Annotated in this window: 25 protein-coding genes; 15 read left to right on the top strand and 10 right to left on the bottom strand. The window is 72.3% G+C overall.

The genetic code is table 11. The features are described from left to right. Positions 1–15: 15 nt before the first annotated feature. Positions 16–1,530: a gamma-aminobutyraldehyde dehydrogenase gene (locus tag ACWEJX_RS29450; RefSeq protein WP_451610453.1), complete on the bottom strand. Its 1,515-nt coding sequence runs from the start codon at positions 1,528–1,530 to the stop codon at positions 16–18. 175 nt (positions 1,531–1,705) lie between these two features. Here ACWEJX_RS29450 and ACWEJX_RS29445 point away from each other — a divergent pair, with 175 nt between their 5' ends. Further along, complete coding sequence (locus ACWEJX_RS29445; protein WP_451610452.1) at positions 1,706–2,248, top strand: NADAR family protein; 543 nt, start codon at positions 1,706–1,708, stop codon at positions 2,246–2,248. A 22-nt stretch (positions 2,249–2,270) separates the two neighbouring features. Here ACWEJX_RS29445 and ACWEJX_RS29440 read toward each other — a convergent pair whose 3' ends face one another. Further along, complete coding sequence (locus tag ACWEJX_RS29440; RefSeq protein ID WP_451610451.1) at positions 2,271–2,924, bottom strand: DUF4190 domain-containing protein; 654 nt, start codon at positions 2,922–2,924, stop codon at positions 2,271–2,273. Between the two features lie 85 nt (positions 2,925–3,009). Here ACWEJX_RS29440 and ACWEJX_RS29435 point away from each other — a divergent pair, with 85 nt between their 5' ends. The 5 genes from ACWEJX_RS29435 to ACWEJX_RS29415 all read left to right on the top strand — a co-directional run bounded on the left by ACWEJX_RS29435 (position 3,010) and on the right by ACWEJX_RS29415 (position 7,955). After that, positions 3,010–4,035, top strand: coding sequence for an adenosine deaminase (locus tag ACWEJX_RS29435; protein ID WP_451610450.1), 1,026 nt, complete (start codon positions 3,010–3,012; stop codon positions 4,033–4,035). 37 nt (positions 4,036–4,072) lie between these two features. After that, positions 4,073–4,789, top strand: coding sequence for a glycerophosphodiester phosphodiesterase (locus ACWEJX_RS29430; RefSeq protein ID WP_451610449.1), 717 nt, complete (start codon positions 4,073–4,075; stop codon positions 4,787–4,789). Positions 4,790–4,845: 56 nt separating this feature from the next. Further along, the gene (locus tag ACWEJX_RS29425) at positions 4,846–5,955 is read left to right on the top strand and encodes a sensor histidine kinase (protein ID WP_451610465.1); all 1,110 of its coding nucleotides are present in this window, start codon (positions 4,846–4,848) and stop codon (positions 5,953–5,955) included. Beyond that, on the top strand, positions 5,952–6,674 hold the full coding sequence (locus ACWEJX_RS29420; RefSeq protein ID WP_451610448.1) for a response regulator: 723 nt from the start codon (positions 5,952–5,954) through the stop codon (positions 6,672–6,674). Before ACWEJX_RS29425 ends, ACWEJX_RS29420 begins: the two co-directional genes overlap by 4 nt. A gap of 108 nt (positions 6,675–6,782) precedes the next feature. Continuing rightward, entirely contained in the window at positions 6,783–7,955 is a 1,173-nt protein-coding gene (locus tag ACWEJX_RS29415) for a serine hydrolase domain-containing protein (RefSeq protein WP_451610447.1), read from the top strand. Here ACWEJX_RS29415 and ACWEJX_RS29410 read toward each other — a convergent pair. The 4 genes from ACWEJX_RS29410 to ACWEJX_RS29395 form a co-directional block, all read right to left on the bottom strand. Then, positions 7,921–8,457: a hypothetical protein gene (locus tag ACWEJX_RS29410; RefSeq protein ID WP_451610446.1), complete on the bottom strand. Its 537-nt coding sequence runs from the start codon at positions 8,455–8,457 to the stop codon at positions 7,921–7,923. The two genes, ACWEJX_RS29415 and ACWEJX_RS29410, sit on opposite strands and share 35 nt — an antisense overlap. 30 nt (positions 8,458–8,487) lie before the next feature. Next, on the bottom strand, positions 8,488–9,027 hold the full coding sequence (locus ACWEJX_RS29405) for an HXXEE domain-containing protein (protein WP_451610445.1): 540 nt from the start codon (positions 9,025–9,027) through the stop codon (positions 8,488–8,490). An 11-nt stretch (positions 9,028–9,038) separates the two neighbouring features. Continuing rightward, positions 9,039–10,202, bottom strand: a complete 1,164-nt coding sequence (locus ACWEJX_RS29400) for an ABC transporter substrate-binding protein (protein WP_451610464.1) — start codon at positions 10,200–10,202, stop codon at positions 9,039–9,041. Positions 10,203–10,352: 150 nt separating this feature from the next. Then, on the bottom strand, positions 10,353–11,789 hold the full coding sequence (locus tag ACWEJX_RS29395; protein ID WP_451610444.1) for a gamma-aminobutyraldehyde dehydrogenase: 1,437 nt from the start codon (positions 11,787–11,789) through the stop codon (positions 10,353–10,355). A gap of 206 nt (positions 11,790–11,995) precedes the next feature. Here ACWEJX_RS29395 and ACWEJX_RS29390 point away from each other — a divergent pair, with 206 nt between their 5' ends. The 7 genes from ACWEJX_RS29390 (at position 11,996) to ACWEJX_RS29360 (ending at position 19,097) form a co-directional block, all read left to right on the top strand. After that, a complete protein-coding gene (locus tag ACWEJX_RS29390; protein WP_403791643.1) occupies positions 11,996–12,487 on the top strand; it encodes an Lrp/AsnC family transcriptional regulator in 492 nt (163 codons plus the stop codon). After that, positions 12,472–13,851 carry an aspartate aminotransferase family protein gene (locus ACWEJX_RS29385; protein ID WP_451610443.1) on the top strand — a complete coding sequence of 460 codons (1,380 nt, stop codon included), beginning with the start codon at positions 12,472–12,474 and terminating at the stop codon, positions 13,849–13,851. The genes ACWEJX_RS29390 and ACWEJX_RS29385 overlap by 16 nt, the downstream gene beginning before the upstream one ends. Positions 13,852–14,064: 213 nt before the next feature. After that, the gene (locus tag ACWEJX_RS29380; protein ID WP_451610442.1) at positions 14,065–14,805 is read left to right on the top strand and encodes an ABC transporter ATP-binding protein; all 741 of its coding nucleotides are present in this window, start codon (positions 14,065–14,067) and stop codon (positions 14,803–14,805) included. After that, on the top strand, positions 14,787–15,872 hold the full coding sequence (locus tag ACWEJX_RS29375; RefSeq protein WP_451610441.1) for a hypothetical protein: 1,086 nt from the start codon (positions 14,787–14,789) through the stop codon (positions 15,870–15,872). The genes ACWEJX_RS29380 and ACWEJX_RS29375 overlap by 19 nt, the downstream gene beginning before the upstream one ends. An 18-nt stretch (positions 15,873–15,890) precedes the next feature. After that, positions 15,891–17,015: an LOG family protein gene (locus tag ACWEJX_RS29370; RefSeq protein ID WP_451610440.1), complete on the top strand. Its 1,125-nt coding sequence runs from the start codon at positions 15,891–15,893 to the stop codon at positions 17,013–17,015. A 79-nt stretch (positions 17,016–17,094) separates the two neighbouring features. Beyond that, positions 17,095–18,045: a hypothetical protein gene (locus ACWEJX_RS29365; RefSeq protein WP_451610439.1), complete on the top strand. Its 951-nt coding sequence runs from the start codon at positions 17,095–17,097 to the stop codon at positions 18,043–18,045. A gap of 26 nt (positions 18,046–18,071) precedes the next feature. After that, positions 18,072–19,097: a hypothetical protein gene (locus tag ACWEJX_RS29360; protein WP_451610438.1), complete on the top strand. Its 1,026-nt coding sequence runs from the start codon at positions 18,072–18,074 to the stop codon at positions 19,095–19,097. A gap of 7 nt (positions 19,098–19,104) precedes the next feature. Here the strand turns inward: ACWEJX_RS29360 and ACWEJX_RS29355 are convergent, their stop codons facing one another. The 4 genes from ACWEJX_RS29355 to rlmN form a co-directional block, all read right to left on the bottom strand. Beyond that, on the bottom strand, positions 19,105–20,127 hold the full coding sequence (locus ACWEJX_RS29355; protein WP_451610437.1) for an ABC transporter ATP-binding protein: 1,023 nt from the start codon (positions 20,125–20,127) through the stop codon (positions 19,105–19,107). Beyond that, the gene (locus ACWEJX_RS29350) at positions 20,127–21,740 is read right to left on the bottom strand and encodes an ABC transporter permease (RefSeq protein WP_451610463.1); all 1,614 of its coding nucleotides are present in this window, start codon (positions 21,738–21,740) and stop codon (positions 20,127–20,129) included. Before ACWEJX_RS29350 ends, ACWEJX_RS29355 begins: the two co-directional genes overlap by 1 nt. Before the next feature lie 38 nt (positions 21,741–21,778). After that, positions 21,779–22,861 carry a thiamine ABC transporter substrate-binding protein gene (locus ACWEJX_RS29345; RefSeq protein ID WP_451610462.1) on the bottom strand — a complete coding sequence of 361 codons (1,083 nt, stop codon included), beginning with the start codon at positions 22,859–22,861 and terminating at the stop codon, positions 21,779–21,781. A gap of 236 nt (positions 22,862–23,097) precedes the next feature. Then, on the bottom strand, positions 23,098–24,204 hold the full coding sequence (gene rlmN, locus ACWEJX_RS29340) for a 23S rRNA (adenine(2503)-C(2))-methyltransferase RlmN (protein WP_451610436.1): 1,107 nt from the start codon (positions 24,202–24,204) through the stop codon (positions 23,098–23,100). Positions 24,205–24,353: 149 nt separating this feature from the next. On the opposite strand from rlmN, the gene ACWEJX_RS29335 reads away from it, so the two are divergent. Beyond that, a complete protein-coding gene (locus ACWEJX_RS29335; RefSeq protein WP_451610435.1) occupies positions 24,354–24,794 on the top strand; it encodes a hypothetical protein in 441 nt (146 codons plus the stop codon). Between the two features lie 67 nt (positions 24,795–24,861). Further along, positions 24,862–25,068 (top strand): hypothetical protein, encoded by a 207-nt coding sequence (locus ACWEJX_RS29330; RefSeq protein WP_451610434.1) that lies wholly within the window; start codon positions 24,862–24,864, stop codon positions 25,066–25,068. The last annotated feature ends 69 nt before the right edge of the window (positions 25,069–25,137 follow it).

Here is a 25,137-nt window from a genome sequence, read left to right as displayed (position 1 = left end):
CGGGGCGGCGGAGTGCTATCGGTCCCCGAAGATCGTGCGGTGCCAGTCCTTGGCCGCCACCGCCGTGTTGTCGTACATCACGTGCTTGACCTGCGTGTACTCCTCGAAGGAGTAGGCCGACATGTCCTTTCCGAAGCCCGAGGCCTTGTAGCCGCCGTGGGGCATCTCGCTGATGATCGGGATGTGGTCGTTGACCCAGACGCAGCCGGCCTTGATCTCCCGGGTGGCCCGGTTCGCCCGGTACACGTCACGGCTCCAGGCGGAGGCGGCGAGGCCGTACGGGGTGTCGTTGGCCAGCCGGATGCCCTCGTCGTCGCCGTCGAAGGGCAGGGCCACCAGGACCGGTCCGAAGATCTCCGACTGCACGACCTCGCTGTCCTGGGCGGCGCCGGTGATCAGGGTGGGTCGGTAGTATGCGCCGTTCTTGAGCTCGCCACCAGGGGCTTCGCCGCCGGTGACGACGGTCGCGTAGCCCCGCGCCCGCTCCACGAAACCCGCGACGCGGTCGCGCTGGGCGTGGCTGACGAGCGGCCCGAGGTCGGTGGCGGGATCGAACGGGTCGCCGAGGCGCACGGTCTCCATGAGTTCGGCGACCCGCGCCACGAAGGCGTCGAACAGCGGCCGCTGCACATAGGCCCGGGTGGCGGCCGTGCAGTCCTGTCCGCTGTTGATGAGGGAGGCGGCGACGGCGCCCTGCGCGGCGGCCTCCAGGTCGGCGTCGTCGAAGACGACGAACGGAGCCTTGCCGCCCAGCTCCAGGTGCAGCCGCTTGACGGTGGCGGTGGCGACCTCGGCGACCCGCTTGCCGACGCCCGTGGAGCCGGTGAACGAGGTCATGGCCACGTCCGGGTGCCCGACCAGGTGCTCGCCGGCGACCCGGCCGGCGCCGTTGACGATGTTGACGACGCCGTCCGGAATCCCGGCGTCGCTCGCCGCCTGGGCGAACATCAGGGACGTGAGCGGCGTCAGCTCGGCCGGCTTCAGGACGATCGTGTTGCCGGCCGCGATCGCCGGGAGGATCTTCCAGGCCGCCATCTGGAGCGGGTAGTTCCAGGGGGCGATGGAGCCGACCACACCGATCGCCTCGCGCCGCACGTACGAGGTGTGGTCACCGCTGTACTCGCCCGCCGACTGTCCCTGGAGGTGCCGGGCGGCGCCCGCGAAGAAGGCCGTGTTGTCCACGGTCCCCGGCACGTCGAACTCGGTCGTCAGCTTGATGGGCTTGCCGCACTGCAGCGACTCGACCCGGGCGAAGTCCTCCGCACGCTCGGCGAGCACACCCGCGAACCGGTGCAGCGCCTCGGAGCGCTCGCCGGGCGTGGCGCCCGCCCACTCCGGGAAGGCGTCCCTGGCGGCCGCGACGGCCTCGTCCACGTCGTGAGCGGACGCGAGCCGGTAGGTGTGGACACCGTCCCCGGTCGCCGGGTCGACGACGGTGTGGTCCTGCTCCGAGGTTCCGGGGCGGAGCCGCCCCCCGATGTACTGCGCGCCGTCCGCGAAGCGATCCGACACCTGGAAGCGGTTGCCCATGACGCTCTCCGTTGTTCCAGCTCGAGTTGAGTGCCGATCCTGACAGAGCACCTCAGGTCCAACAAGGGATTCCGTTGTTGCCTTTTGGTTACGCGACGGATTCGGTCGACCATGTGTCGAGGGCGGCGGGAAATTGCCGTACGGAGTGTCAGTGGCGGGTGAAAAGGTGGCGTGCATGAGCGATCTTGAGGTGCTGAAGGAGCAGGTCAAACGGGGCGAGAGGGTGAAGTGGCTGCACTTCTGGGGCCACCGGCCGCGCCCTGACGGGCAGCTGTCGGCGAGCTGTCTGAGCCAGTGGTGGCCGTCACCGTTCGTGGTGGACGGCGTGCGGTACGCGACGGCGGAGCACTGGATGATGGCCGAGAAGGCGAGGCTCTTCGGCGACGCCGAGGCGGCCGGGGCGGCGCTCGCCGCCCGCAGCCCGGCCGAGGCGAAGAAGGCGGGCCGTCTGGTGCGCGGCTTCGACGAGACGGTCTGGCAGCAGCGGCGCTACGGGATCGTGGTCGAGGGCAGCGTGCACAAGTTCGCGTCCGACGAGTCGCTCCGGGCCTTCCTCGTCGGCACCGGGAGCCGGGTCCTCGTCGAGGCCAGCCCGCTGGACCGCATCTGGGGCATCGGCCTGGCGGCGGACGACCCGCGCGCGACCGACCCGGAGCGCTGGCGCGGCCTGAACCTGCTGGGCTTCGCGCTGATGGAGGCGCGGGAGCGGCTGCGGTGAGTCCCCGCCCCCGCGCGGCGCACTACCGTGCGTCGACCACCAGGCTCGTGTCGAACGGGTCGTCGTCGTAGGACGAGTGCGAGTCGTCGGCGTGGTTGATGGACCAGATCATCAGCGCCAGGAACGCGGCGCCGATCAGGATGCCGACCGCGCCCAGGACGACCCCCGCGATCGCCATGCCCCGGTTCGTCGCCTCGCCGCGCGAGGCCTTCTTCAGGCCGATGATGCCGAAGATCAGCGCCAGGATGCCGAGCAGCGCGCCGAAGCCCCACATGCAGAAGCCGGCGACGGCGATGATGCCGAGCACCATCGAGGCCGTGCCCATGCCGTTGGACGGGGCCGGCTGGCCCCAGCCCGGCTGCCCGTAGCCCGGCTGCCCGTAGCCGCCGGCCCCGTAGCTCGGGTAGGCGGACGTCGGCGCCGGGTAGCCGTATCCGGGCTGCCCCGCGCCGGGCGGCGGGGTGGTCGGGGTCGGGTAGCCGAAGGCGCCGCCGGGCGCGACGGGCGGCGGCGGGAGCTCCGCGCCGGGCATCGAGACGACGGTCTGCTGGTTGTGCACCGACGCGTCGTTCGGCGCGGGCGTCGGAGGCGTCGCGGGCGCGGGCTTGCTCAGTTCGACGCCGTCCTGGTTCGGCGGAGCCCACGGGTCCACCGGCTGGTCATGGTTCTCGGACATGGGCCTCCCCCATCGTGGTCACGCCATGCTACGGCCTCCCTCTTTTCGCGGACCCTGCCGGGGCGGCCCGGCCTACCATGACCCGATGACCGACCTGCATTCCTTCATCGCCGGGCTTCCCAAGGCCGAACTGCACGTGCACCACGTGGGCTCCGCCTCGCCCCGGATCGTCTCCGAGCTGGCCGCCCGCCACCCGGACTCCAAGGTTCCGACGGACCCGGACGCCCTCGCCGACTACTTCACGTTCACGGACTTCGCCCACTTCATCGAGGTCTACCTCTCCGTCGTGGACCTCGTCCGCACCCCGGAGGACGTCCGGCTGCTCACCTTCGAGGTGGCCCGCGACATGGCCCGGCAGAACATCCGCTACGCGGAGCTGACCATCACCCCGTACAGCTCCACCCGCCGCGGCATCGACGAGCGCGCGTTCATGGCGGCGATCGAGGACGCCCGCAAGGCGGCGGAGGCCGAGCTCGGCGTCGTGCTGCGCTGGTGCTTCGACATCCCCGGCGAGGCGGGCCTGGAGGCGGCCGAGGAGACCGCGCGGCTGGCGGTCGACCTGCGTCCGGAGGGCCTGGTGTCGTTCGGCCTCGGCGGCCCCGAGATCGGCGTGCCGCGCCCGCAGTTCAAGCCCTACTTCGACAAGGCCCGCGCCGCCGGTCTGCGCTCGGTGCCGCACGCGGGCGAGACGACGGGCCCGCAGACGGTCTGGGACTCGATCCACGAGCTGGGCGCGGAGCGCATCGGCCACGGCACCAGCTCGGTCCAGGACCCGGAGCTGCTGAAGTACCTCGCCGAGCACCGGATCGCTCTGGAGGTGTGCCCGACGTCGAACATCGCCACGCGCGCGGTGGAGCGCCTGGAGGACCACCCGATCAAGCAGATGGTGGACGCGGGCGTGCTCGTGACGATCAACAGCGACGACCCGCCGATGTTCGGCACCGACCTGAACAACGAGTACGCGGTCGCGGCCCGTCTCCTCGGCCTGGACGAGCGCGGTCTGGCCGCGCTCGCGAAGAACGCGGTGGAGGCGTCGTTCCTCGACGAGGCCGGCAAGGCCCGCCTGACCGAGGAGATCGACACGTACACGGAGCAGTGGCTGGCGCGCTGAGCCGCTGCCGGCTACCGCGCGCCAGCAGAATGGGGTCATGGATCCCGTCACTGTCGTAGGCCACCGCGGCGACCCCTATCGCGTCCGCGAGAACACCGTCCCGTCGATCCTGTCGGCGTTCCGGCGGGGCGCGGACGCGGTGGAGGTCGACGTCCGGCTCACCAAGGACCGCGTGCCCGTGCTGCTGCACGACGACACCCTGAAGCGCCTGTGGGGACACGACCGCCCGCTCTCCTCCGTCACCGTGAACCAGGTGAAGGAGCTGACGGCGGACGGCCCCTACGGCGCGGTGCCGACGCTGCGGGAGGCGCTCGTCGCGGCCGGCGCGCACCGGCTGATGCTGGACCTGCCGGGCGCTGACGCGGCATCGGTGCGCGAAATCGTCGGCACGGCCCGCGAGTGCGGCGCGGGCGAGCGGGTCTACTACTGCGCGGGCGGCGCGGCCATGCTGGACGTACGGGCGGCCGACCCGGGCGCGGAGATCGCGCTGACCTGGAACACGCTGGCACCGCCCCGGCCCGTGCTGCTCGACGTGGTGCGCCCGAGGTGGCTCAACTACCGCTTCGGGCTCGCGAGTCGGGAGCTGGTGGAGCGGGTGCACCGGGACGGCCTGCTGGTCTCGGTGTGGACGCCGGACACCCGCAGGTGGATGCGTAAGCTGATCCGCCACGGGGTCGACTCGATCACGACCAACCGGATCGACGCGCTGGTCTCCGTGCGGGAACACGAACGGGAACGGGAACACGGGGCTTGACGGGTATACGGGGGATACAGGGGATACGGGGCAGGAGCACGCGGGCGCTTCGGGAGCTGAGGTCGTGGTGGGCGGCTCATCCGTGGGCCGTGGACATCGGCATCGCCCTGCTCGTGCAGGCGGCGGTGACGATGCCGTTCGTGGTGCCGCGCCCGCCCGACCTGGAGCCGGCGACCTGGCCGGCGTACGGGCTGACGACGCTCACCGTGGTCCCGCTGGTGTGGCGCCGGCGGGCGCCGATGGCCGTGCTGCTCGCCGTCATGGCGACCAGTGCGCTCTACAGGCTCGCCCTTGAGGGGCCGGGGCAGCCGCTGCCGTACACCGGGCTGCTCAGCCTCTACACGATCGCCGTGCTGTCCCCGCTCCGAAAGCGCGTCGCGGCGGGCGTCCTGGTCCTCTTCGCGGTACCGGTGTCGGTGTGGCTCAACACCCAGTCGGTGCGCGAACTCTCCTTCTCCCTCTTCGTGTTCGGGGCCGCCTACGCCTTCGGGCGGCTCGCGGACGCCCGGCAGCGGGCGCACGAGGTGGAGGCGGAGCAGGCCGCGGCCCGCGAACGGGCCCGGATCGCCCGGGAGATGCACGACATCCTGTCGCACGCGGTGAGCCTGATGATCGTGCAGGCGGAGGCCGGTCCGCTCGCGGTGCGGGCCGCGCCCGAGCGGGCGGAGGCGGCCTTCGAGGCGATCTCCGAGACCGGCCGGGACGCGATGGTGCAACTGCGCCGCATGCTCGGGGTGTTGCGCGACGAGGGCACGCCCGACGCGCCCCGGGACCCGCAGCCGGGCGTCGCGGAGCTGCCCGGCCTCGTCGAGCGGGTGCGGGGCGGCGGCCTCGACGTGCGGTACGCGACGGAGGGCGCCGTGCGTCCGCTGCCCGCCGCGACCGGGGCGACCGTCTTCCGGATCGTGCAGGAGGCGCTGACGAACGTGGTCAAGCACGCGCGCGCCGGGTCGGTGTCGGTGCGCCTCGGGTACCGGAAGGACGAGGTGGAGGTCAGGGTGACGGACGACGGGCGCGGGCCGCGGCCCGGGGGTTCCGGCGGCCACGGCCTGGTGGGCGTCCGCGAGCGCGCGGCCGCGCACGGCGGCACCGCGTCGGCCGGTCCCGGCCCGGACGGGCGGGGTTTCGAACTGCGGGCGGTGCTCCCGCTGGAGGTGGGGGAATGACGATCCGCGTCGTGGTCGCGGACGACCAGGAGCTGGTGCGCAGCGGTTTCGCGCTGATCCTGGACGTCCAGGAGGACATCGAGGTGGTCGCGGAGGCCGGCGACGGCGCCGCGGCGGTGGCGGCGGTGCGCCGCCACTCCCCCGACGTGGTCCTGATGGACATCCGGATGCCGGTGATGGACGGCATCGAGGCGTGCCGGGCGGTCTCCGCCGAGTCGGCCTGCCGGACGGTGATCCTGACGACCTTCGACACCGACGAGTACGTGTACGAGGCGCTGCACGCGGGTGCGAGCGGCTTCCTCCTGAAGGACGTGCGCCGTGACGACCTGGTGCACGCGGTGCGGGTGGTCGCCGCGGGCGAGGCGCTGCTGGCGCCGACGGTGGCGCGGCGGCTGGTGGAGCAGTACACCTCGGCCCCGGCCCCGGCCCCGGGCGGACCGCGGCGGGCCGATCCGCGCCTGGACGTGCTGACCGCGCGGGAGCGGGAGACGCTGCTGCTGCTCGCGCGCGGCCTGTCGAACGCGGAGATCGCGGCGGAGCTGGTGGTGAGCGACCACACCGTGAAGACGCATGTCGGGAACGTGCTGGCGAAGCTGGGGCTGCGGGACCGGATCCAGGCGGTGATCTGCGCGTACGAGACGGGCCTGGTGGCGGCGGGTGCTCCCCCGGGCGGGGGAGCCGGGGGTGCGGGCGCCTCCCCCGCGTGGGCGAGGAACTAGGCCGGCGAGGACCGCCGGTGCGGGCGATCCGCGGATCGCCGCCGGTCAGCAGGATGGAGCCATCGAGAACGACCAAGCGAACGACGGCTCACACCGACGGAGTTGACCATGAAGCACACCACCCGCACTCTGCTCGCCGCCGCCCTGGTCCTGGGCGTCGCGGCGGGCCCGCTGGCCCTCCCGGCCGCGGCCGCCCCCGCGCCCGCCGTCACCGCCCGAGCCGCGGACGCCGACGCCGCCCTGGGGCAGGTGATCGCCGGGCTTCCCTCCAAGGACGCGACCGCGGCCCTGGTCCGGGTCGGCGGCACCGAGGGCACCTGGCAGGGCAGCGCCGGGGTGCACGACCTGCGGACGAACCGCCCGGCCGATCCGGGCGCCCGCTTCCGGGCCGGTTCGGTGACCAAGGTGTTCACGGCGGCGGTCGTCCTCCAGCTCGCCGCCGAGGGCCGGATCGACCTGGACCGCACGGCCCGCTCGTACCTCCCGGAGCTGATCCCGGCCGCGTACGGCGAGGTGACGGTCCGCCAGCTGCTGAACCACACGCACGGCATCCCCGCGGCGGATCTGCCGGGCGAGACGGTCGAGGAGTGGTACGCGCGCCGCTTCGTGCGGTACGACCCGCGTGAGCTGGTCCGCAACGCGACCTCGCAGCCGCGCGAGTTCGCGCCCGGCACGCAGCAGCACTACCTGAACATCGGCTACACGATCGCCGGTCTCATCGTCGAGCGCGTCACGGGCGACTCGTACGAGCACCAGGTCAGCGCCCGCGTGCTGCGCCCGCTCGGGCTGCGCGACACGTACTTCCCCGGCGCGAGCCCCCGCATCGAGGGCCCGCACAACCACGGCTACCAGCTGATGAAGCTGGACGACGGGACGACGGGCCTGCGCGATGTCAGCGTGTGGGGCCCGACGGACGGCTGGGCGGCCGGGGACCTGATCTCGACCACGGCCGACCTGGAGCGGTTCACGCGGGCCCTGTTCGCGGGCCGGGTGGTGCGCGGACCGCTCATGGAGGAGATGTTCACGCTGCCGAAGGTGGCGGACTTCAAGACCGGCGACCCGGCCGCGTACTCGGTGGGCCTGTCGATGAAGAAGCTCGGCGGGCGCGAGGTGTGGGGCAAGACCGGCGGCCGCTGGGGCTACAACGCGGCCATCGCCTCGACCCGCCACGGCGAGCGGACCCTGGTCTACAGCGTCAACTCGACCGACGCCAAGGGCCAGGACATGAACAAGGTGGCACTCGGGCTCATGCTGGCGACGTTCGGAACGCCGTCGAAGTGAGCGCCTCCAGACGCTTGATGAGCCGGCGCACGGCGAGCAGCGGCAGGATGCCGATCACCCCGAAGGACATGTCGATGACCGACCACCAGAAGGGGATGCCGCGGATCGGACCGCAGACCAACGCGAGCGGGATGATGCCGACGCAGGCGATCATGCCGAACTCGACGACCCAGATGTTGCGGACCGGGTCGCGGTAGACGCCGTAGAAGGCGACGGCGATGACGAGGTGGGCGAAGGCCAGCCAGTCGGTGCCGTAGAGGAGGTACGGGGCGTGGGCGTCGGCCCCCTCGACACCGGCCCGCACCCGGGCGATCCACTCGGCGAGCGCCGGGAAGGCGTCGCCGACGGGCGCCGCCCAGGAGGTCAGCGCCCCGTCGGCCAGGCGGAGTTCGGTGACCAGCGGAAACGCGGTGGCCCCACTGAGCACCAGACAGACGATGAAGACGACCAGCCAGACGCGGATGCGCTTGAGGAGGGCTCTGGGCCCGTTCGTGTCGCTCATGAGGGCAGCCTACGCCCCGCATGAACACGTTCAAAAACGAGGGGCGACCTTGCGCGCCACGGCGTGCGAGACGACGGTCGCCCCCGCCGCGATCGCAAGACCGGCCACCACGTCCCGGCCCCGCGTGGGCCGCAGCCCCCCGGCCCGCCGCAGCCGGCCGCGCGCCCACAGGGTGAAGGGGATGACCACGAGCGGCGAGGTAACCGAGCCGGGGGTCACCCCGCGCACGGCGGCCGCCTGCGCGAGATGGACCAGGCCGTGCAGCCCGAAGCCGTTCAACGCGCCCTGATAGAAGGCCGACCGGCCGCCCGAGCGCCCGCCGGCGACGGCGGCCGAGCCGACAATCACGGCCATCACCGCCACGGCGGCCCGGAACTCGCGGTCGTCGACCGTGCCGAGGGCCTGCCACACCGGCTCGGGCACGGCGGGGAAGCGCTCACGCAGCCGCGGCAGGTTCTCCCGCATCCAGCGCGGCCCGAAAGCCACCTCCTCGGCGTCGTGCAGCGCCCAGGCGGCGAAAAGACCGTACGTGACAAGGGGGTTGAGGGGTTCCGCGAGATCCTTTTCCATACCCTGGCAACTCACAGGCCGACGATCGAGTTCCACCGCTTGGCGAACTCCGTGCGCTCCTCCGGCCTGATGTCCCGGGCGATCGCGAGCCGCTTGCGCATCGCGGCGTCGGGGAAGATCAGCGGGTCCTCGGCGAGCGCGGCGAGCTCCTCGTCGCCGGAGCCGGCGAGGACGTCACGGGCGGCGGGCACGGGGCAGACGTAGTTGACCCAGGCGGCGAGCCTGGCTGCGACCTCGGGCTCGTAGTAGTAGTCGATCAGCCGCTCGGCGCCGGCCTTGTGCTCGGCCAGGTCGGGGATCAGCAGCGACTCGGCCCACAGTTCGGCGCCCTCCTCGGGCACGGCGAAGGCGATGTCCGGGTTGTCGGCCTGGAGCTGGATGACGTCGCCGGAGTACGCCTGGCAGGCGAGCACGTCTCCGGTGGAGAGGTCCTTGATGTAGTCGTTGCCGGTGAAGCGGCGGATGTGCTTCTTCCGTACGAGCCCCTCGATCCGCTCGCAGACCCGGTGGAAGTCGTCGGCCGTCCAGCGGGTGACGTCGACGCCGTCGCCCTGCATGAGCAGCGCGAGGGACTCGTCGAGCCCGGACAGCAGGGTGACCCGGCCGCGCAGGTCGTCGGCCCACAGCTCCTCGGTGGAGCGGATCTCCCGGCCGAGCTTCCTGCGGTTGTACGCGATGCCGGTGATCCCGGACTGCCAGGGCACCGAGTGCAGCCGGCCCGGGTCGAAGGCGGGCGTGCGCAGCAGCGGGTCGAGGTGCCGGGCGACGTTGGGCTGCCGGTCGCGGTCCATCTCCTGGACCCAGCCGAGGCGGACGAAGCGGGCGGCCATCCAGTCGCTGATGACGACGAGGTCGCGGCCGGTCCGCTGGTGGTTCATCAGGGACGGGCTGATCTTGCCGAAGAACTCGTCGTTGTCGTTGATCTCCTCCGTGTAGCGCACGGAGATCCCGGTCCGCTTCGTGAAGCCGTCCAGGGTGGGCCGCTTCGACGTGTCCTTGTCGTCGGTGTCGATGTAGAGCGGCCAGTTGGCGAAGGTGAGCCGCCGGTCCCGCGCGGACAGGTCGCGTCCGGCGCGGTCCCCCGGCTCGACGTACGCGGGCGGCACCCCGCACCCGGCGAGGAGCGCCGCGGCGCCGGTGCCGCCGAGCCCGCGCAGCAGCGCGCGGCGGGACATGGTCTTCCTGGACGTCCTGGTCGTCTTGGTCACCCGTACAGCTTTCCGGCGGGCGCCGACCAGGGGCAATGGACGCTCCGTCGACCCGACGGGCGCGGCCCCGACACCCTGTCGATCAGGGTGCCGGGGCCGCGCGGAGGGCCGGTCGGGTCAGCCGAGGGAGGTCATCACGTGCTTGATGCGCGTGTAGTCCTCGAAGCCGTACGCCGACAGGTCCTTGCCGTAGCCGGACTTCTTGAAGCCGCCGTGCGGCATCTCGGCGACCAGCGGGATGTGGGTGTTGATCCACACACAGCCGAAGTCGAGCACCTTGGACATGCGCATGGCGCGCGCGTGGTCCTTCGTCCAGACCGAGGAGGCCAGGGCGTACTCGACGCCGTTGGCGAACTCGACGGCCTGGGCCTCGTCGGTGAAGGACTGGACGGTGATGACGGGGCCGAAGACCTCGTTCTGGACGATCTCGTCGTCCTGCTTGAGGCCGGAGACGACGGTCGGGGCGTAGAAGTAGCCCTTGTCGCCGACCCGGTGGCCGCCCGCCTCGACCTTGGCGTGGGCCGGGAGGCGGTCGATGAAGCCGGTGACCTGCTTCAGCTGGTTGGCGTTGTTCAGCGGCCCGTAGAGCACGTCCTCGTCGTCCGGCTGACCGGTCTTGGTCTCGGACGCGGCCTTGGCGAGCGCGGCGACGAACTCGTCGTGGATGGACTCGTGGACGAGCACGCGGGTGGCCGCGGTGCAGTCCTGGCCGGCGTTGAAGTAGCCGGCGACGGCGATGTCCTCGACGGCCTTGGCGATGTCGGTGTCCTCGAAGACCACGACCGGGGCCTTGCCGCCGAGCTCCAGGTGGACGCGCTTGACGTCCTTGGACGCCGACTCGGCGACCTGCATGCCGGCCCGGACCGAGCCGGTGATGGAGGCCATCGCCGGGGTCGGGTGCTCGACCATGGCCTTGCCCGTCTCGCGGTCGCCGCAGACGACGTTGAAGACGCCCTTGGGGACGATCGAGCCGATGATCTCGGCCATCAGGACCGTCGACGCCGGGGTGGTGTCGGACGGCTTGAGGACGACCGTGTTGCCCGCGGCGAGGGCCGGGGCGAACTTCCACACGGCCATCATCATCGGGTAGTTCCACGGCGCGACCTGGGCACACACACCCACCGGCTCGCGGCGGATGATCGAGGTCATGCCCTCCATGTACTCGCCGGCCGAGCGGCCTTCGAGCAGCCGGGCGGCACCCGCGAAGAAGCGGATCTGGTCCACCATCGGCGGGATCTCCTCGCTCGCGGTGAGCGCGACCGGCTTGCCGGTGTTCTCGACCTCGGCGGCGATGAGCTCCTCGGCCCGCTCCTCGAAGGCGTCGGCGATCTTCAGGAGCACCTTCTGGCGCTCGGACGGCGTGGTGTCACGCCAGGCGGGGAAGGCGGCCGCGGCGGCCTCCATGGCGGCGTCGACGTCCGCCTGGCCGGAAAGGGGGGAGGTGGCGTACACCTCGCCGGTGGCCGGGTTGATCACGTCGATCGTGCGGCCGTCGGCCGCGTCCCGGAACTCCCCGTTGATGTAGTTGCGCAGCCGGCGCAGCTCGGTGGTCACTTGCCACCCCTCCTGTCACGTTCTGTCTCCGCACTCCGTCGTGCGGTGTCCCGATGGGCGAGACACCCCAGCCTAATCGGTTGACTGACGCTTTCAACAGCCCCGACCCCCCGCAACTTCGGATTCAGCATGATCGACACCCGAGAACAACGAATTTCATCGATCTGGGGTTGCCAGACGGACGAGGTTCGGTGCACAGTGAAGTCGTGGCCAGTCAAAGCACCCACTCCAGAACCGGGACCGGTTCGTCCCCGACGATCGATGCCGTCTCCCTGGCGATCATCGAACAGCTCCAGGAGGACGGCCGCCGCCCCTACGCCGCCATCGGCAAGGCCGTCGGCCTCTCCGAGGCGGCAGTGCGGCAGCGCGTCCAGAAGCTGCTCGACCAGGGCGTCATGCAGATCGTCGCCGTCACCGACCCGCTCACCGTGGGCTTCCGGCGGCAGGCGATGGTCGGCATCAACGTCGAGGGTGACCTGGATCCGGTCGCGGACGCTCTGACCGCCATGGCCGAGTGCGAGTACGTGGTGATGACCGCGGGCTCGTTCGACCTGATGGTGGAGGTCGTCTGCGAGGACGACGACCACCTCCTGGATGTGATCAACAAGCGCATCCGCACCCTCCCCGGGGTGCGCTCCACCGAGAGCTTCGTCTACCTGAAGCTCAAGAAGCAGACCTATATGTGGGGAACCCGATAGCCGTGAGCCAGGACCTCTCCAAGACCGCCTACGACCACCTGTGGATGCACTTCACCCGCATGTCGTCGTACGAGAACAACCCCGTCCCCACCATCGTCCGCGGTGAGGGCACCTACATCTTCGACGACAAGGGCAAGCGCTACCTCGACGGCCTCGCCGGCCTGTTCGTGGTGAACGCCGGTCACGGCCGCCAGGAGCTGGCCGAGGTCGCGTACAAGCAGGCCCAGGAGCTCGCGTTCTTCCCCGTGTGGTCGTACGCGCACCCCAAGGCCGTCGAGCTCGCCGAGCGTCTCGCGGGCTACGCCCCGGGCGACCTCAACAAGGTGTTCTTCACCACCGGTGGCGGCGAGGCCGTCGAGACCGCCTGGAAGCTGGCCAAGCAGTACTTCAAGCTCCAGGGCAAGCACACCAAGTACAAGGTCATCTCGCGTGCGGTCGCCTACCACGGCACCCCGCAGGGCGCCCTGTCGATCACCGGCCTGCCGGCCCTGAAGGCCCCCTTCGAGCCGCTGGTCCCCGGCGCGCACAAGGTGCCGAACACCAACATCTACCGCGCCCCGATCCACGGCGACGACCCCGAGGCCTTCGGCCGCTGGGCCGCCGACCAGATCGAGCAGCAGATCCTCTTCGAGGGCCCCGACACCGTCGCGGCCGTCTTCCTGGAGCCGGTGCAGAACGCCGGCGGCTGCTTCCCGCCGCCGCCCGGGTACTTCCAGCGCGTCCGCGAGATCTGCGACCAGTACGACGTGCTGCTCGTCTCGGACGAGACGATCTGCGCCTTCGGCCGCCTCGGCACGATGTTCGCCTGTGACAAGTTCGGCTACGTGCCGGACATGATCACCTGCGCCAAGGGCATGACCTCGGGCTACTCCCCGATCGGCGCCTGCATCGTCTCGGACCGCATCGCGGAGCCGTTCTACAAGGGCGACAACACCTTCCTGCACGGCTACACCTTCGGCGGCCACCCGGTCTCCTCGGCCGTGGCCCTGGCGAACCTCGACATCTTCGACAAGGAGGGCCTGAACCAGCACGTGCTGGACCAGGAGGGCAACTTCTTCTCGACGCTGCAGAAGCTGCACGACCTGCCGATCGTCGGCGACGTCCGCGGCAACGGCTTCTTCTACGGCATCGAGCTCGTCAAGGACAAGGTCACCAAGGAGTCGTTCAACGACGAAGAGGTCGAGCGCGTCCTGTACGGCTACCTCTCCAAGGCGCTGTACGACAACGGCCTGTACTGCCGCGCCGACGACCGTGGCGACCCGGTCATCCAGCTGGCTCCGCCGCTGATCGCGGACCAGTCCACGTTCGACGAGATCGAGCAGATCCTGCGCACCACCCTCACCGAGGCGTGGACGAAGCTCTGAGCTGATCCCGTAGGACCTCACGCCGCCCTCACGGCGTGACCACGGCCCGGGCATGCCGCCATCCGAGTGGATGACGGGGTGCCCGGGCCGCGTGCTGTCCGTACGACCCGATGCGAATCCTTACGGTGCCCAGTGACCCACCGGCCCGTAGCGTCGTTCCCCCGTCCAGGGGAACGGACACTGTTTTCGGCTTCGACATTCGAGGTGTACGCGATGGCCCCACCGGACAACGACGTGCTCTGGGCGCGTTCCCTGCGCTGCGCGCTGGGCGGGCGCGAGGGCGCCACCGACGTGCTCACCGGCGTCTCCGTCGGCGTGCGCGAGGGCGAGATCCTCGGCGTCACCGGCCCCCGCGGCAGCGGCAAGACCACCCTGCTGCGCTGCCTGTCCGGGCAGCTGGTCGCCCAGGAGGGCGAGGTCTGGTTCAACAGCGCCCCCGTCCACACCCTCAACCGCGCCCAGCGCGAACGGCTGCGCCGCGACCGTTTCGGCTGGATCGACCCCGAGCCCGGACTCGTCCCCGAGCTCACCGGCTGGGAGAACGCCGCCCTCCCGCTGCTGCTGCGCGGGATCTCCCACCGGGCGGCGAAGACCACGGCCATCGAATGGCTGGAGCGCCTCGACATCGGCGCGGCCGCCCGCAAACGGCCGGCCGCACTCCCGCACTCCCAGCGCCAGCGCATCGCCATCGCCCGCGCCCTCGTCACCGCCCCCACCGTCCTCTTCGCCGACGAGCCGACCGCCGCCCTGCACCGCGCCGACGGCGCGCAGGTGCTGCGCACCCTCACCGCGGCCGCCCGGTCGCACGGCATCACCGTGCTCCTCGCGACCCACGACCCCGAGGTCGCCGCACTCGCCGACCGCACGGTCGCACTTCTCGACGGACGCCTCGCCGGCTCCGTACCGCCGGCCACCGGGGCGGAGGGCGTCACCGCGTGCTCGCTCTCCGTCTAGTCCGCGGGACCCACCCGGTCGTCCAGCTCCGCCGCCTCCTCGTCGCCGCGGCCGCCGCCGGGGTGGGCTTTCTCCTGCTGTGCGCCCTCGGCTACGCGGTCGGCCACCCGGCCGGCTCCGCCGAGGCCGTGCTCCGCCTGCTGTGGTGCGTGCCGCCGCTCGCCGCGACGGTGCAGTTCGCCGTGGCGGTGGCCCGTACCGACCCCAGCACCCGGCCGCGCCCCGGGCTCTCCGCGATCGGCCTCGGCCCGGCCCGCCTCACCGCGATCGCCGCCACCTCCACGGCCGTCGCCTGCACCCTCGGCTCCGCGCTCGCCCTGCTCTTCTACCTCCACCTGCGCGGCGACATCACGGGCCTGCCCTTCGACGGCGCCGCGGCCGGTCTCCTCGCCGCCGACCAGCCCCTTCCGCTGGCCGCCGCACTCACCCTCCTGGCGATCCCGCCGGTCGCGGCGGCGACGGCCGCCGGCCTGTCCCTGCGCCCCCGGAAGGCGCGCACGGCGGAACCGTCCCCGATCTCCGCCGTCCCCTGGGGCGTCTCCCTCCTCGCGGTGGGCCTGGCCGTGGAGACGTACACGGCCCGGGGCACCGGCAGCGGAGTGCTGGCGGGCTGGTTCATCACCACGGTGGGCCTCGCCCTGATGGGCCCCGGCCTCACCCACTGGTGCGGACGCCTCCTCCAGACGGTCCGCCCCGGCGCGGTCCGCCTCCTCGCCGGCCGGGTCCTCATGGACGAGTCCCGGCGCCTCGGCCGCCCCCTGGGCGTGGTCTGCGCGGTCGGCTCCGCGGCGATCGCGGCGGTCACGGTCTACGGCGGCGCGGCCCTCGGCCCGCTGACCTGGCTCGGCGTCGCCGTCGTCGTCGGCTGTACGACGGCCACGCTGCTCACCGCCGCCCTGGAGTCGAAGCAGTCCCGCACCCACACCACCGAGGCCCTGCGCCGCCTGGGCGCGCCGCCGACCGTGCTGCGCACGACGGCGCTGCTGCGGGCGGGCGCGCTGCTCGCGGTCTTCGTCCCGCTGACCTGTGCCGTCGGCGTCCTGGCGGCGATCCCGCTGCGGGGCTGACGGCCCTATCGTGGCCCCATGAGCCACCCGCGCGGCCACGAACACGAGATCCGCTCGACGGAGGAGTTCGACGCGGCGCTCGGCGCGCCCGGCTCCCTCTCCGGGTACCGGGTCCAGTCCCTGGACCTCACCGACCGCACCTTCGCCCTGCTCTCGGCGTCCACCGCCGACGCCGTGTTCCTGGGCTGCGCCATGCAGCCGGAGGCCGCGGCCAAGGTCCGCGCGGACGGCGCCCTCGTCTTCCCGCCCGTGCCGGACCTGCCGTTCGATCCGTACCGGGCGCGGCTCTACTCCCCCGACGAGTTGTACGAGGGAGTCACCACGAAGCCGTACGAGCGGACCCCGGACGCCCGGACGTACGCCTGGTTCCAGCTGACCAGGTCGGACGGCGACATCTTCTCCTCGATGCTCCGCTCCCTCCACGACGACGCGATCTCCGACGCCCTGGACGAGCACCTGGCGGGCGCCCGCGTCGTCGGCGTGATGGGCGGGCACGCGATGGTCCGGGGCGGCGCCGCCTACGCGGGCGCGGCACGGCTCGGCCGGTCGCTGGCGCACGCGGGGCTCACGGTGGCGACGGGCGGCGGCCCGGGCGCCATGGAGGCGGCGAACCTGGGCGCGTACACGGCGCCGCTCCCCGACGACGTGCTCGACGAGGCGCTGGAACTGCTCGCGAAGGCGCCGTCCTTCAGGCCGTCCGTCACCGACTGGGCGCGGGCCGCGTTCGAGGTACGGGCGCGGTGGCCGCGCGGCGGCGACTCGGTGGGCATCCCGACCTGGTTCTACGGGCACGAGCCGCCGAACGCGTTCGCGGCCGTCGTCGGCAAGTACTTCGCGAACGCCACGCGCGAGGACGGCCTCCTCGCCCGTTCGAACGCGGGCGTGGTGTTCCTGCCCGGCGCGGCCGGCACCGTGCAGGAGATCTTCACCAACGCGACCCCGAACTTCTACGCGCCGCCCGGCGAACCGACCCCGATGGTCCTGGTGAACCGCAGCCACTGGACGGAGTTCCTGCCGGCCTGGCCGCTCCTGCGCACCCTGGCGGCGGACCGCCCGATGGCGGCGCGGATCGCGCTGGTGGACTCGATCGACGAGGCCCCGGCGGCGCTGGCGGAGCTGACGGCCGCACGACCTGGCGGGTAGGAGCCGTTCCCCCGCGCGGCGGAGCGGATGCCGCCCGTGGGCTGACGCCGTACGGACCGCCGTTCGCCAGGCTCGTGGCATGACCCTGAAGAACTGGCCCACGTGGGCCGGCCGCGCCGCCCTCGCCTGGTCCCTGCTGTACGCGGCGGGCGCGGCCCTCGCCGCCGTCACCGGCCCGGCCTTCGGTTACGCGCTGCTCGGCACGCACACCGGTGCCGCGGCCGAGGGGACGGCGTCCGCTCTGTACGCGGCGGCGGCGGTCCTCGCGTACGCGATGCTCGAACGGCCGGCCGCCCGCTGGGGGCTCGTCCCCTCGTGGGCCGTGGTCGGGCTGTGCCTGTCCTCCGGTTTCGGGCTTCTGCTGAGTCCCGTGTACCTGCTGTCCTTCCTGTCGCGCAACCAGCCGCCGGTGGACTGGGCGGCCCTGGCGAACCAGGGCGTGGCGGTCGGCGGCGCCGTGCTGTGGGCGTGCGCGGCCCTCGCCCACCGCCGCCACCGGCTCGGCACCTGCCCGTACTGCGGCGGCCGCGCCCCGGCCGTCCCGGCGGACGCCCGCCGCGCGGGCCTGGTCGCGGTCGCCGCGCTCGTCCCGTACGCCACGCTGAAGACGGTGTGGGCGCTGGGCTTCACCCCCGGCTACACCGGCACCGGCCGCCCCGGCGCCGACCCCCGGTACACGAGCGATCTGGGCCTGTGGCTGTACGACCACGGCGTGGACGTCACCGCCGTCCTGGCCCTGATGGGCATGGCGCTCGCCCTGGCCCTGACCCGCCCGTGGGGCCGCCGGCTGCCCCGGCCCCTCCTCCTGGCCCTCGGCTGGGCCGGCGCCGGCGCCCTGGCTCCGTTCGGTCTCTTCCTGGCCGGCTTCGCCGTCCTCACCTGGGCCGGCGTCTCCGACGTCAAGCTCGCCGACCACGCGCCGTGGGTGTTCGCGGTCGCCTACGGCGGCTTCTGTCTCTTCGGCCTGGCCCTCGGCCGCGCGACCCGGCTCCACCAGCGCGCGACGCGGAAAATCTGCGCGCGCTGCTGAGCCCGTCCGGGTGAGAATCCGGAGCGATGACGAGAGTGACGAACGTGTTCGTGTGCGCGGGGTGCGAGACGGCGCTGACGGTGCCGGTGACGCGGGTCCCGCTTCCCCCTGAGACCCATCACTCCTACCAGCACACGTTCCTGCCTCCCCTGATGGCGCCGGGGACATACGCGGTCGATCCGCTGCCCTCGGGTCGTCCCTACCGCATGTGGGAGGACGTCTCGGAGGCGGAGGCGGCGGCCCAGGGCGCGTTCGCGCCGGTCTACGGCCTGTCCTTCGGACCGCGCGGCCGGATCGTCGTCGCACCGGGCGACGTCCGCGGCACCGTGCTGATCCCTGAGCTCAGCGGCGACTCCTGCCTCGGCGTCGTCGCCGGAGACGAGCCCAACATGGTGTGCGAGGCGTGCGGACTTCCGGTGGCTTCCCGGGTGGACGACTGCGGGCTGTGGTCGGCCGTGTGGTTCGAGCCGGACGCGGTGCGCCGCGTGCACACGGGCGTGCCCGCTCCCGCACGCGAGTGGGAACCCCTCCCCCCGATCGATCCCACCGGCTACTGGAGTCCGCGCTGGTCTGCGGCGGCCGGCGCGGCCCTGGCCCATCTGCTGCTCGCCTCCGAGGGCGGGCCGCTGGCCCTGCCGGGCGGGCTCGTCACCGAGATGTTCGGCCCGTCGCTGGAGCTGCTCCTGCCGGCCGAGGGCCCGGCGAAGCGGGTCGGCCTGGCCGGACCCGGGCTGCCGGGCGACGGCCTGGACATCGCGCTCGTCCCGTACGGCGCACCGCCGCCCGGTGCCGCGGCCGCCGTGCCGCTGCCGGACGGCGTCTGGGCCGGCCTGGCGCTGCCCGGGGAGACCCGGCCGACACCGGTCTCCGGCACACTGCCGGCCGGCGTGTTGCGGGACGACTACCCGCTGCCCGCCCAGGCGTGGGATCTGTTCCGGCCCGACCGCCGTGCCGTGCTGCACACGCTGGCCCGGATGCCCGAGGTGCGCCTGCCGTGGCTGCGCGCCCTTTACGACCGGGTGCGGACCGCCCCGTACGGCGCCCTGTTCTAGGGGTGTCTCAGCCCGCGTCCAGGACGACCACGTCCTCCGCGTCGAACACCACGTCCACCGCCGCGCCCTCCTGCGGCGCGTCCCGCAGCGCGAACTCGGCCTCCAGGGGCGGGCCTTCGGCCGGGCGGAGGGTGACGGCCAGGTGGTTGCCCCGGAACGTCACCGTCTCGACCCGGCAGGCCAGGCCCTCGCCCGGGCCGGCGAGGCGGACGCCCGCCGGGCGGACGAGGAGGCGGCGCTCGCCCTGCGGGGATCCGTCGGGGACCGGGATCTTGCCCCAGACGGTGGTGGCGGCAGCGCCGCTCACCGTCGCCGCGACCACGTTGTCGAAGCCGAGGAAGCGGGCGACGAACTCGGAGGCGGGGTGCCGCCAGACGTCGAGGGGGGTGCCGGACTGGGCGATGCGGCCGTCGCGCATGACGACGACCCGGTCGGCGAGGGCGAAGGCCTCGCCCTGGTCGTGGGTGACGGCAAGCACGGTGGTGCCCAACTGGCCGAAGAGCCGGCGGAGTTCGACGACAAGGCGTTCGCGCAGGCCCCGGTCGAGCTGGCCGAGCGGCTCGTCGAGCATGAGCAGCCGGGGGCGGGGCGCGAGCGCGCGGGCGAGGGCGACGCGCTGCTGTTCGCCGCCGGAGAGGGCGGAGACGGCGCGGCGCCCGGCGCCGGGCAGGCCGACGAGGTCGAGCAACTCGGCGACCCGGGAAGCCTGTTCGGCCTTGGACGCGCCGCGCATGCGCAGCCCGAAGGCGACGTTGCCGGCGACGTCGCGCTGCGGGAAGAGCTGGTGGTCCTGGAACATCAGGCCGACGCCGCGCCGGTGCACGGGCACTCCGGCCTGGTCGACGCCGCCGAGCGACACCCGCCCGCCGTCGAGCGGCTGGAGTCCGGCGACGGCGCGCAGCAGCGTGGACTTGCCGCTGCCGCTCGGCCCGAGCACGCACACGATCTCGTGCTCGGCGACCTCCAGGTCCACCGCGTCGAGGACGGCGCGGTCCCCGAAGCGTACGGTCGCGGCGGTCAGCGTCAGCATCAGAACTCCCCCGAGGTCCGGTCGGAGCGCAGCCGTTCGAGGAGCAGCAGGGACACCGCGCACACCACCATGAGAATCGTCGAAAGGGCCATGGCCTGGCCGTAGTTGAGCTCGCCGGGCCGGCTCAGCAGCCGGGCGACGGCGACCGGCAGGGTCGGGTTGTCGGGGCGGGCGATGAAGACCGTCGCGCCGAACTCGCCGAGCGACACCGCGAAGGCGAAGCCGGCGGCGATGAGCAGCGCCCGCCGCACCAGCGGCAGGTCGACCTCCCGCCAGGCCCGCCACGGCGACGCCCCGAGCACGGCCGCGGCCTCCCGCAGCCGCTCGTCGACGGCCCGCAGCACCGGCAGCATGATCCGTACGACGAAGGGCACGCCGACCAGCGCCTGCGCGAGCGGTACGAGGATCCAGCTGGCCCGCAGGTCGAGCGGCGGCTCGTCGAGGGTGATGAGGAAGCCGAAGCCGACGGTGACGGCGGACACCCCGAGCGGCAGCATGAGCAGCGCGTCGAAGCCGCGCACGAGCCGGCCGGCGCGCCTGGTGAGCGCGGCGGCGGCGAGACCGCCGATGACGACGGCGATGGCGGTGGCGGCGAGCGCGTACTGGAGCGAGTTGACGATGGTGTCGGTCATCGGCACCAGGAAGGTGCCGTTCTCGTCGACGGACTGCAGCGCCCGGTAGTAGTCGAGGCCGTAGCCGGTGGGCGTGGCGAGGGAGCGTTCGACGAGCACGCCGAGCGGCGCGAGGATCAGCAGCGCGACGGAGAGCAGCACGCCGCCGAGCAGCGCCCACTGCCCGGCGCCGCGCGGCCGGCGCGCCGTCCGCTCGGCGGGCACCAGCTTCAGCGCCGTCTCCCGGCGCCGTACCGTCCGCGCGTGGACGGCGAGGACCGCGCCGACCATGACGAACTGCACCATGGTGAGCACGGCGGCGGTGGACAGCTGGAGCCGGTCCGCGGTCTGCCGGTAGATCTCGGTCTCCAGCGTGGAGTACGCGGGGCCGCCGAGGATCTGCACGATGCCGAAGGAGCTCGCCGTGAACAGGAAGACCATGAGCCCGGCGGCGGCGACCGACGGCGCGAGCGCGGGCAGCGTCACCGTCCGCCAGGCCCGCCAGCGGGAGGCGCCGAGGACCCGGGCGGCCTCTTCCTGGCGCGGGTCGAGCTGGGACCAGAGGCCGCCGACGGTGCGGACGACGACGGCGTAGTTGAAGAAGACGTGGGCGAGGAGGATCGCCCACACACTGGTGTCGAGCCGGACGCCCCACCACTCGTCGAGCAGGCCGCGGCGGCCCACCAGGGCGAGGAACGCGGTGCCGACCATGACGGTGGGCAGCACGAACGGCACGGTGACGACCGCGCGCAGCAGCTTCTTGCCGGGGAAGTCGAACCGGGCGAAGACGTACGCGCCGGGCAGCGCGACGAGCAGGGTGAGCGCGGTGGAGGCGAGCGCCTGCCACAGCGTGAACCACAGCACGTCGAGGATGTCCGGCCGGCTCAGCGTCTCGCCGAACCGGCCGAGCTCCCAGTGGCCGTCGGGCCGGAGCCCGCGCTCGACGATCGAGACGACGGGCCAGGCGAAGAACACCGCGAAGAACGCGACGGGCAGGACCATCAGCCCGAGCCGCGTCGCGCTCTCCCTGCGGCTGGTGACTACTTCAGGACGAGCGAGGTCCACTGCTGGATCCACTGGTCACGGTTGTCGGCGATCTTCTTCGGCGCCATCGTCTCCGGCTTGTCGATCACCACGCCGTGCTTGGTGAACAGCTCCGGCAGCGACGCGTCGTTCGCGACGGGGTTGACGAACATCTGCAGCGGCATGTCCTCCTGGAACTTCTTGGAGATCATGAAGTCGATGAGCGCCTTGCCGCCCTCGGGGTTCTTCGCCCCGTTCAGCAGGCCCGCGAACTCGATCTGCCGGAAGCAGGTGCCGGTGGACACACCGGTCGGCGCGACCTTCGGCTGCGGCTCGGAGTAGAGCACCTCGGCCGGCGGGGAGGAGGCGTACGACACGACCAGCGGCCGGTCGCCCTTGGCCTTCTTGCCGCCGGACGAGCCGGAGAACTCCTGGTTGTAGGCGAGCTCCCAGCTGTCGACCGTCTTCACGCCGTTGGCCTTGAGCTTCTTCCAGTAGTCCGGCCACCCGGCGTCGCCGTACTTCGCGGCCGTGCCGAGGAGGAAGCCGAGACCCGGGGAGGACCGCTCGGGGTTCTCGACGACGAGCAGGTCCTTGTACGCCGGCTTCGCCAGGTCGTCGAAGGTCTGCGGCGGCGCGAGCTTCTTGTCCGCGAAGTACTTCTTGTCGTAGTTGACGCAGATGTCGCCCGAGTCGACCGGAGTGACCCGGTGCTCCGCCTTGTCCAGCTGGAACGCGTCGGGGACGCGGTCCAGGCCCTTCGCCTCGTACGAGGTGAAGATGCCGTTGTCGAGAGCGCGGGACAGCAGCGTGTTGTCGACGCCGAAGAAGACGTCGCCCTGCGGGGCGCCCTTGGTCAGGATCACCTTGTTGACGGCCTCGCCGGCGTCGCCGCTCTTGAGCACCTTGACCGTGAAACCGGTCTGCTTGGTGAACTCCGCGAGCACCTCCTTGGAGGCGGCGAAGGAGTCGTGGCTGACGAGCGTGACGGTCTTCGGCGCGGGGCCCTCGGAGGCCCCCTTGTCCTTGCCCCCGTTGCCGCCGCCGCACGCGGCGAGGGTGCTGACGCCGAGCGCGCTGACGAGCGCGACGGCGGCCATCTTCTTGATGCTCACTGGATTTCCTCCTGGGTGTGACCAGGAAGAGACGCGGCCCTGCCCGCGACCGGGGAGACCGGGCGCGGGCAGGGCGCAACAGCTCGAGTTACGACCGAACTTCCTACCCAGAATGACCTGGGCGAGGTTCAGAGGGTCTGCGGCCTGACGGTGCCGCACTCTCAGCGCTGTGGCGCTCCCCTGTCGGAATATGCATTTGTGTTCGAGCTCAGACTACAAGGTCAGCGTTCCGCCGCGGCGAGCTGTCCACAGGCGCCGTCGATCTCCTGACCACGGGTGTCGCGGACGGTGACCGGCACGCCGTGGGCGGCGATGGCCTCGATGAACGCCTTCTCGTCCTCCGGCCGCGACGCGGTCCACTTGGAGCCCGGGGTCGGGTTCAGCGGGATCAGGTTGACGTGCACCCGCTTGCCCTTGAGCAGCCGGCCCAGCAGGTCGCCGCGCCACGCCTGGTCGTTGATGTCCCGGATCAGGGCGTACTCGATGGAGATCCGGCGGCCGGACTTCTCCGCGTACTCCCACGCCGCGTCGAGGACCTCGCGGACCTTCCAGCGGGTGTTCACCGGTACGAGGGTGTCGCGCAGCTCGTCGTCCGGGGCGTGCAGCGACACGGCGAGGCGGCACTTGAAGCCCTCGTCGGCGAAGCGCAGCATCGCCGGGACCAGACCCACCGTGGAGACGGTGATGCCGCGCTGCGACAGGCCGAGGCCGTCGGGCTCGGGGTCGGTGAGCCGGCGGATGGCGCCGACGACCCGCTTGTAGTTCGCGAGCGGCTCGCCCATCCCCATGAAGACGATGTTCGACAGCCGGGCCGGGCCACCGGGCACCTCGCCGTCGCGCAGCGCGCGCATGCCGTCGACGATCTGGTGGACGATCTCCGCCGTGGACAGGTTGCGGTCGAGCCCCGCCTGGCCGGTGGCGCAGAACGGGCAGTTCATGCCGCAGCCGGCCTGCGAGGAGATGCACATGGTCACCCGGTCCGGGTAGCGCATGAGCACCGATTCCACGAGCGTGCCGTCGTGCAGCCGCCACAGCGTCTTGCGGGTCGTGTCGTCGTCGCACGACACGTGCCGCACCACCGACATCAGATCGGGCAGCAGCTCCCCCGCGAGCTTCTCGCGCGAGCCGGCCGGGATGTCGGTCCACTCCGCCGGGTCGTGCGCGTACCGCGCGAAGTAGTGCGTGGACAGCTGCTTGGCGCGAAACGGCTTCTCGCCGATCGCGGCGACGGCCTCCTTGCGCTCGGCGGGCGTGAGGTCGGCGAGGTGCCGCGGGGGCTGCTTGGCTCCGCGCGGGGCGACGAAAGTGAGTTCTCCGGGCTTGGGCATGGTCTTACCAGTGTCGCAGACGGATTCCGGGACGGGCACACCTCGCGAATTGGCCGATCCCCTCTGGATGGGGTTGGGTGTCCATGCCAATGTTTCGATCTTGGTCGCGCCCGGGTCCGGCCGCGACCGGCACCGCTGAGGAGTCTCAGGTGAAGGCTGTTGTACGGGGGACCGCCGTCGCGGCGGTACTGGCGCTCGCGCTGACGGCGTGCAAGGACGGGAGCACCACGGCGAACGCACCGACGGGCGGCCCGGGCGCGGGAAGCGCCGCCTCGGGCGCGCCCGCCCGGCAGGGCGGCGGATCGGCGGCTCCCACCGACCACGAGAGCATCACGCCGAACTTCCCCCCGGTATCGATCAACGCGACCGACATGTACGCCGCGCTCCCGGCCGACGACAGCCTGGAATCCATGTCCAGCGGCGAAACCATCGTGGTCCAGGACGCCGACGCCGCCAGGGGCTGCGCCGAGCTGACGAAGTCGCCGTGCACCGCCGGGATCAAGGTGGTCGGGCACAAGGACATGGAGTCGCGCAACCCCGGACGGCGCGCGGGTCGAATTCAGCCTCCTCTCCTTCGCCGACGCGGCTGAGGCCGGCGCGGAGACGAAGGCTCTCGCGGAGCAGAAGCGGAAGCCCGGCGAGGCGGACGAGCACCCGGTGAAGCCGCTGGAGATGAACACCGGCGCCGAGGAGACCCAGGCCTTCCAACACGACAACAGCATCCACGTCGTCATGCGCGTCGGCTCCGTCGTGGCCTACGTCATGGCCAGCGACACCTCGCCCGACAACGTGAAGTACGCGGCGAAGCTCCAGATCGCCCGCGTACAGGCGGTCGCGGCCGGGATCAACCCGGACCGCGGCTGACCGGCAGGCGGACGGGCCGGACGGGCCGGACGGGCCGGACGGCGATGCGAAGGGCCCCCGGCCCGCACC

It is taken from the genome of Streptomyces sp. NPDC004788, assembly GCF_053601115.1.
Note: the sequence above shows the minus strand (reverse complement) of the source record. Positions and strands in the feature narration are given on the sequence as shown.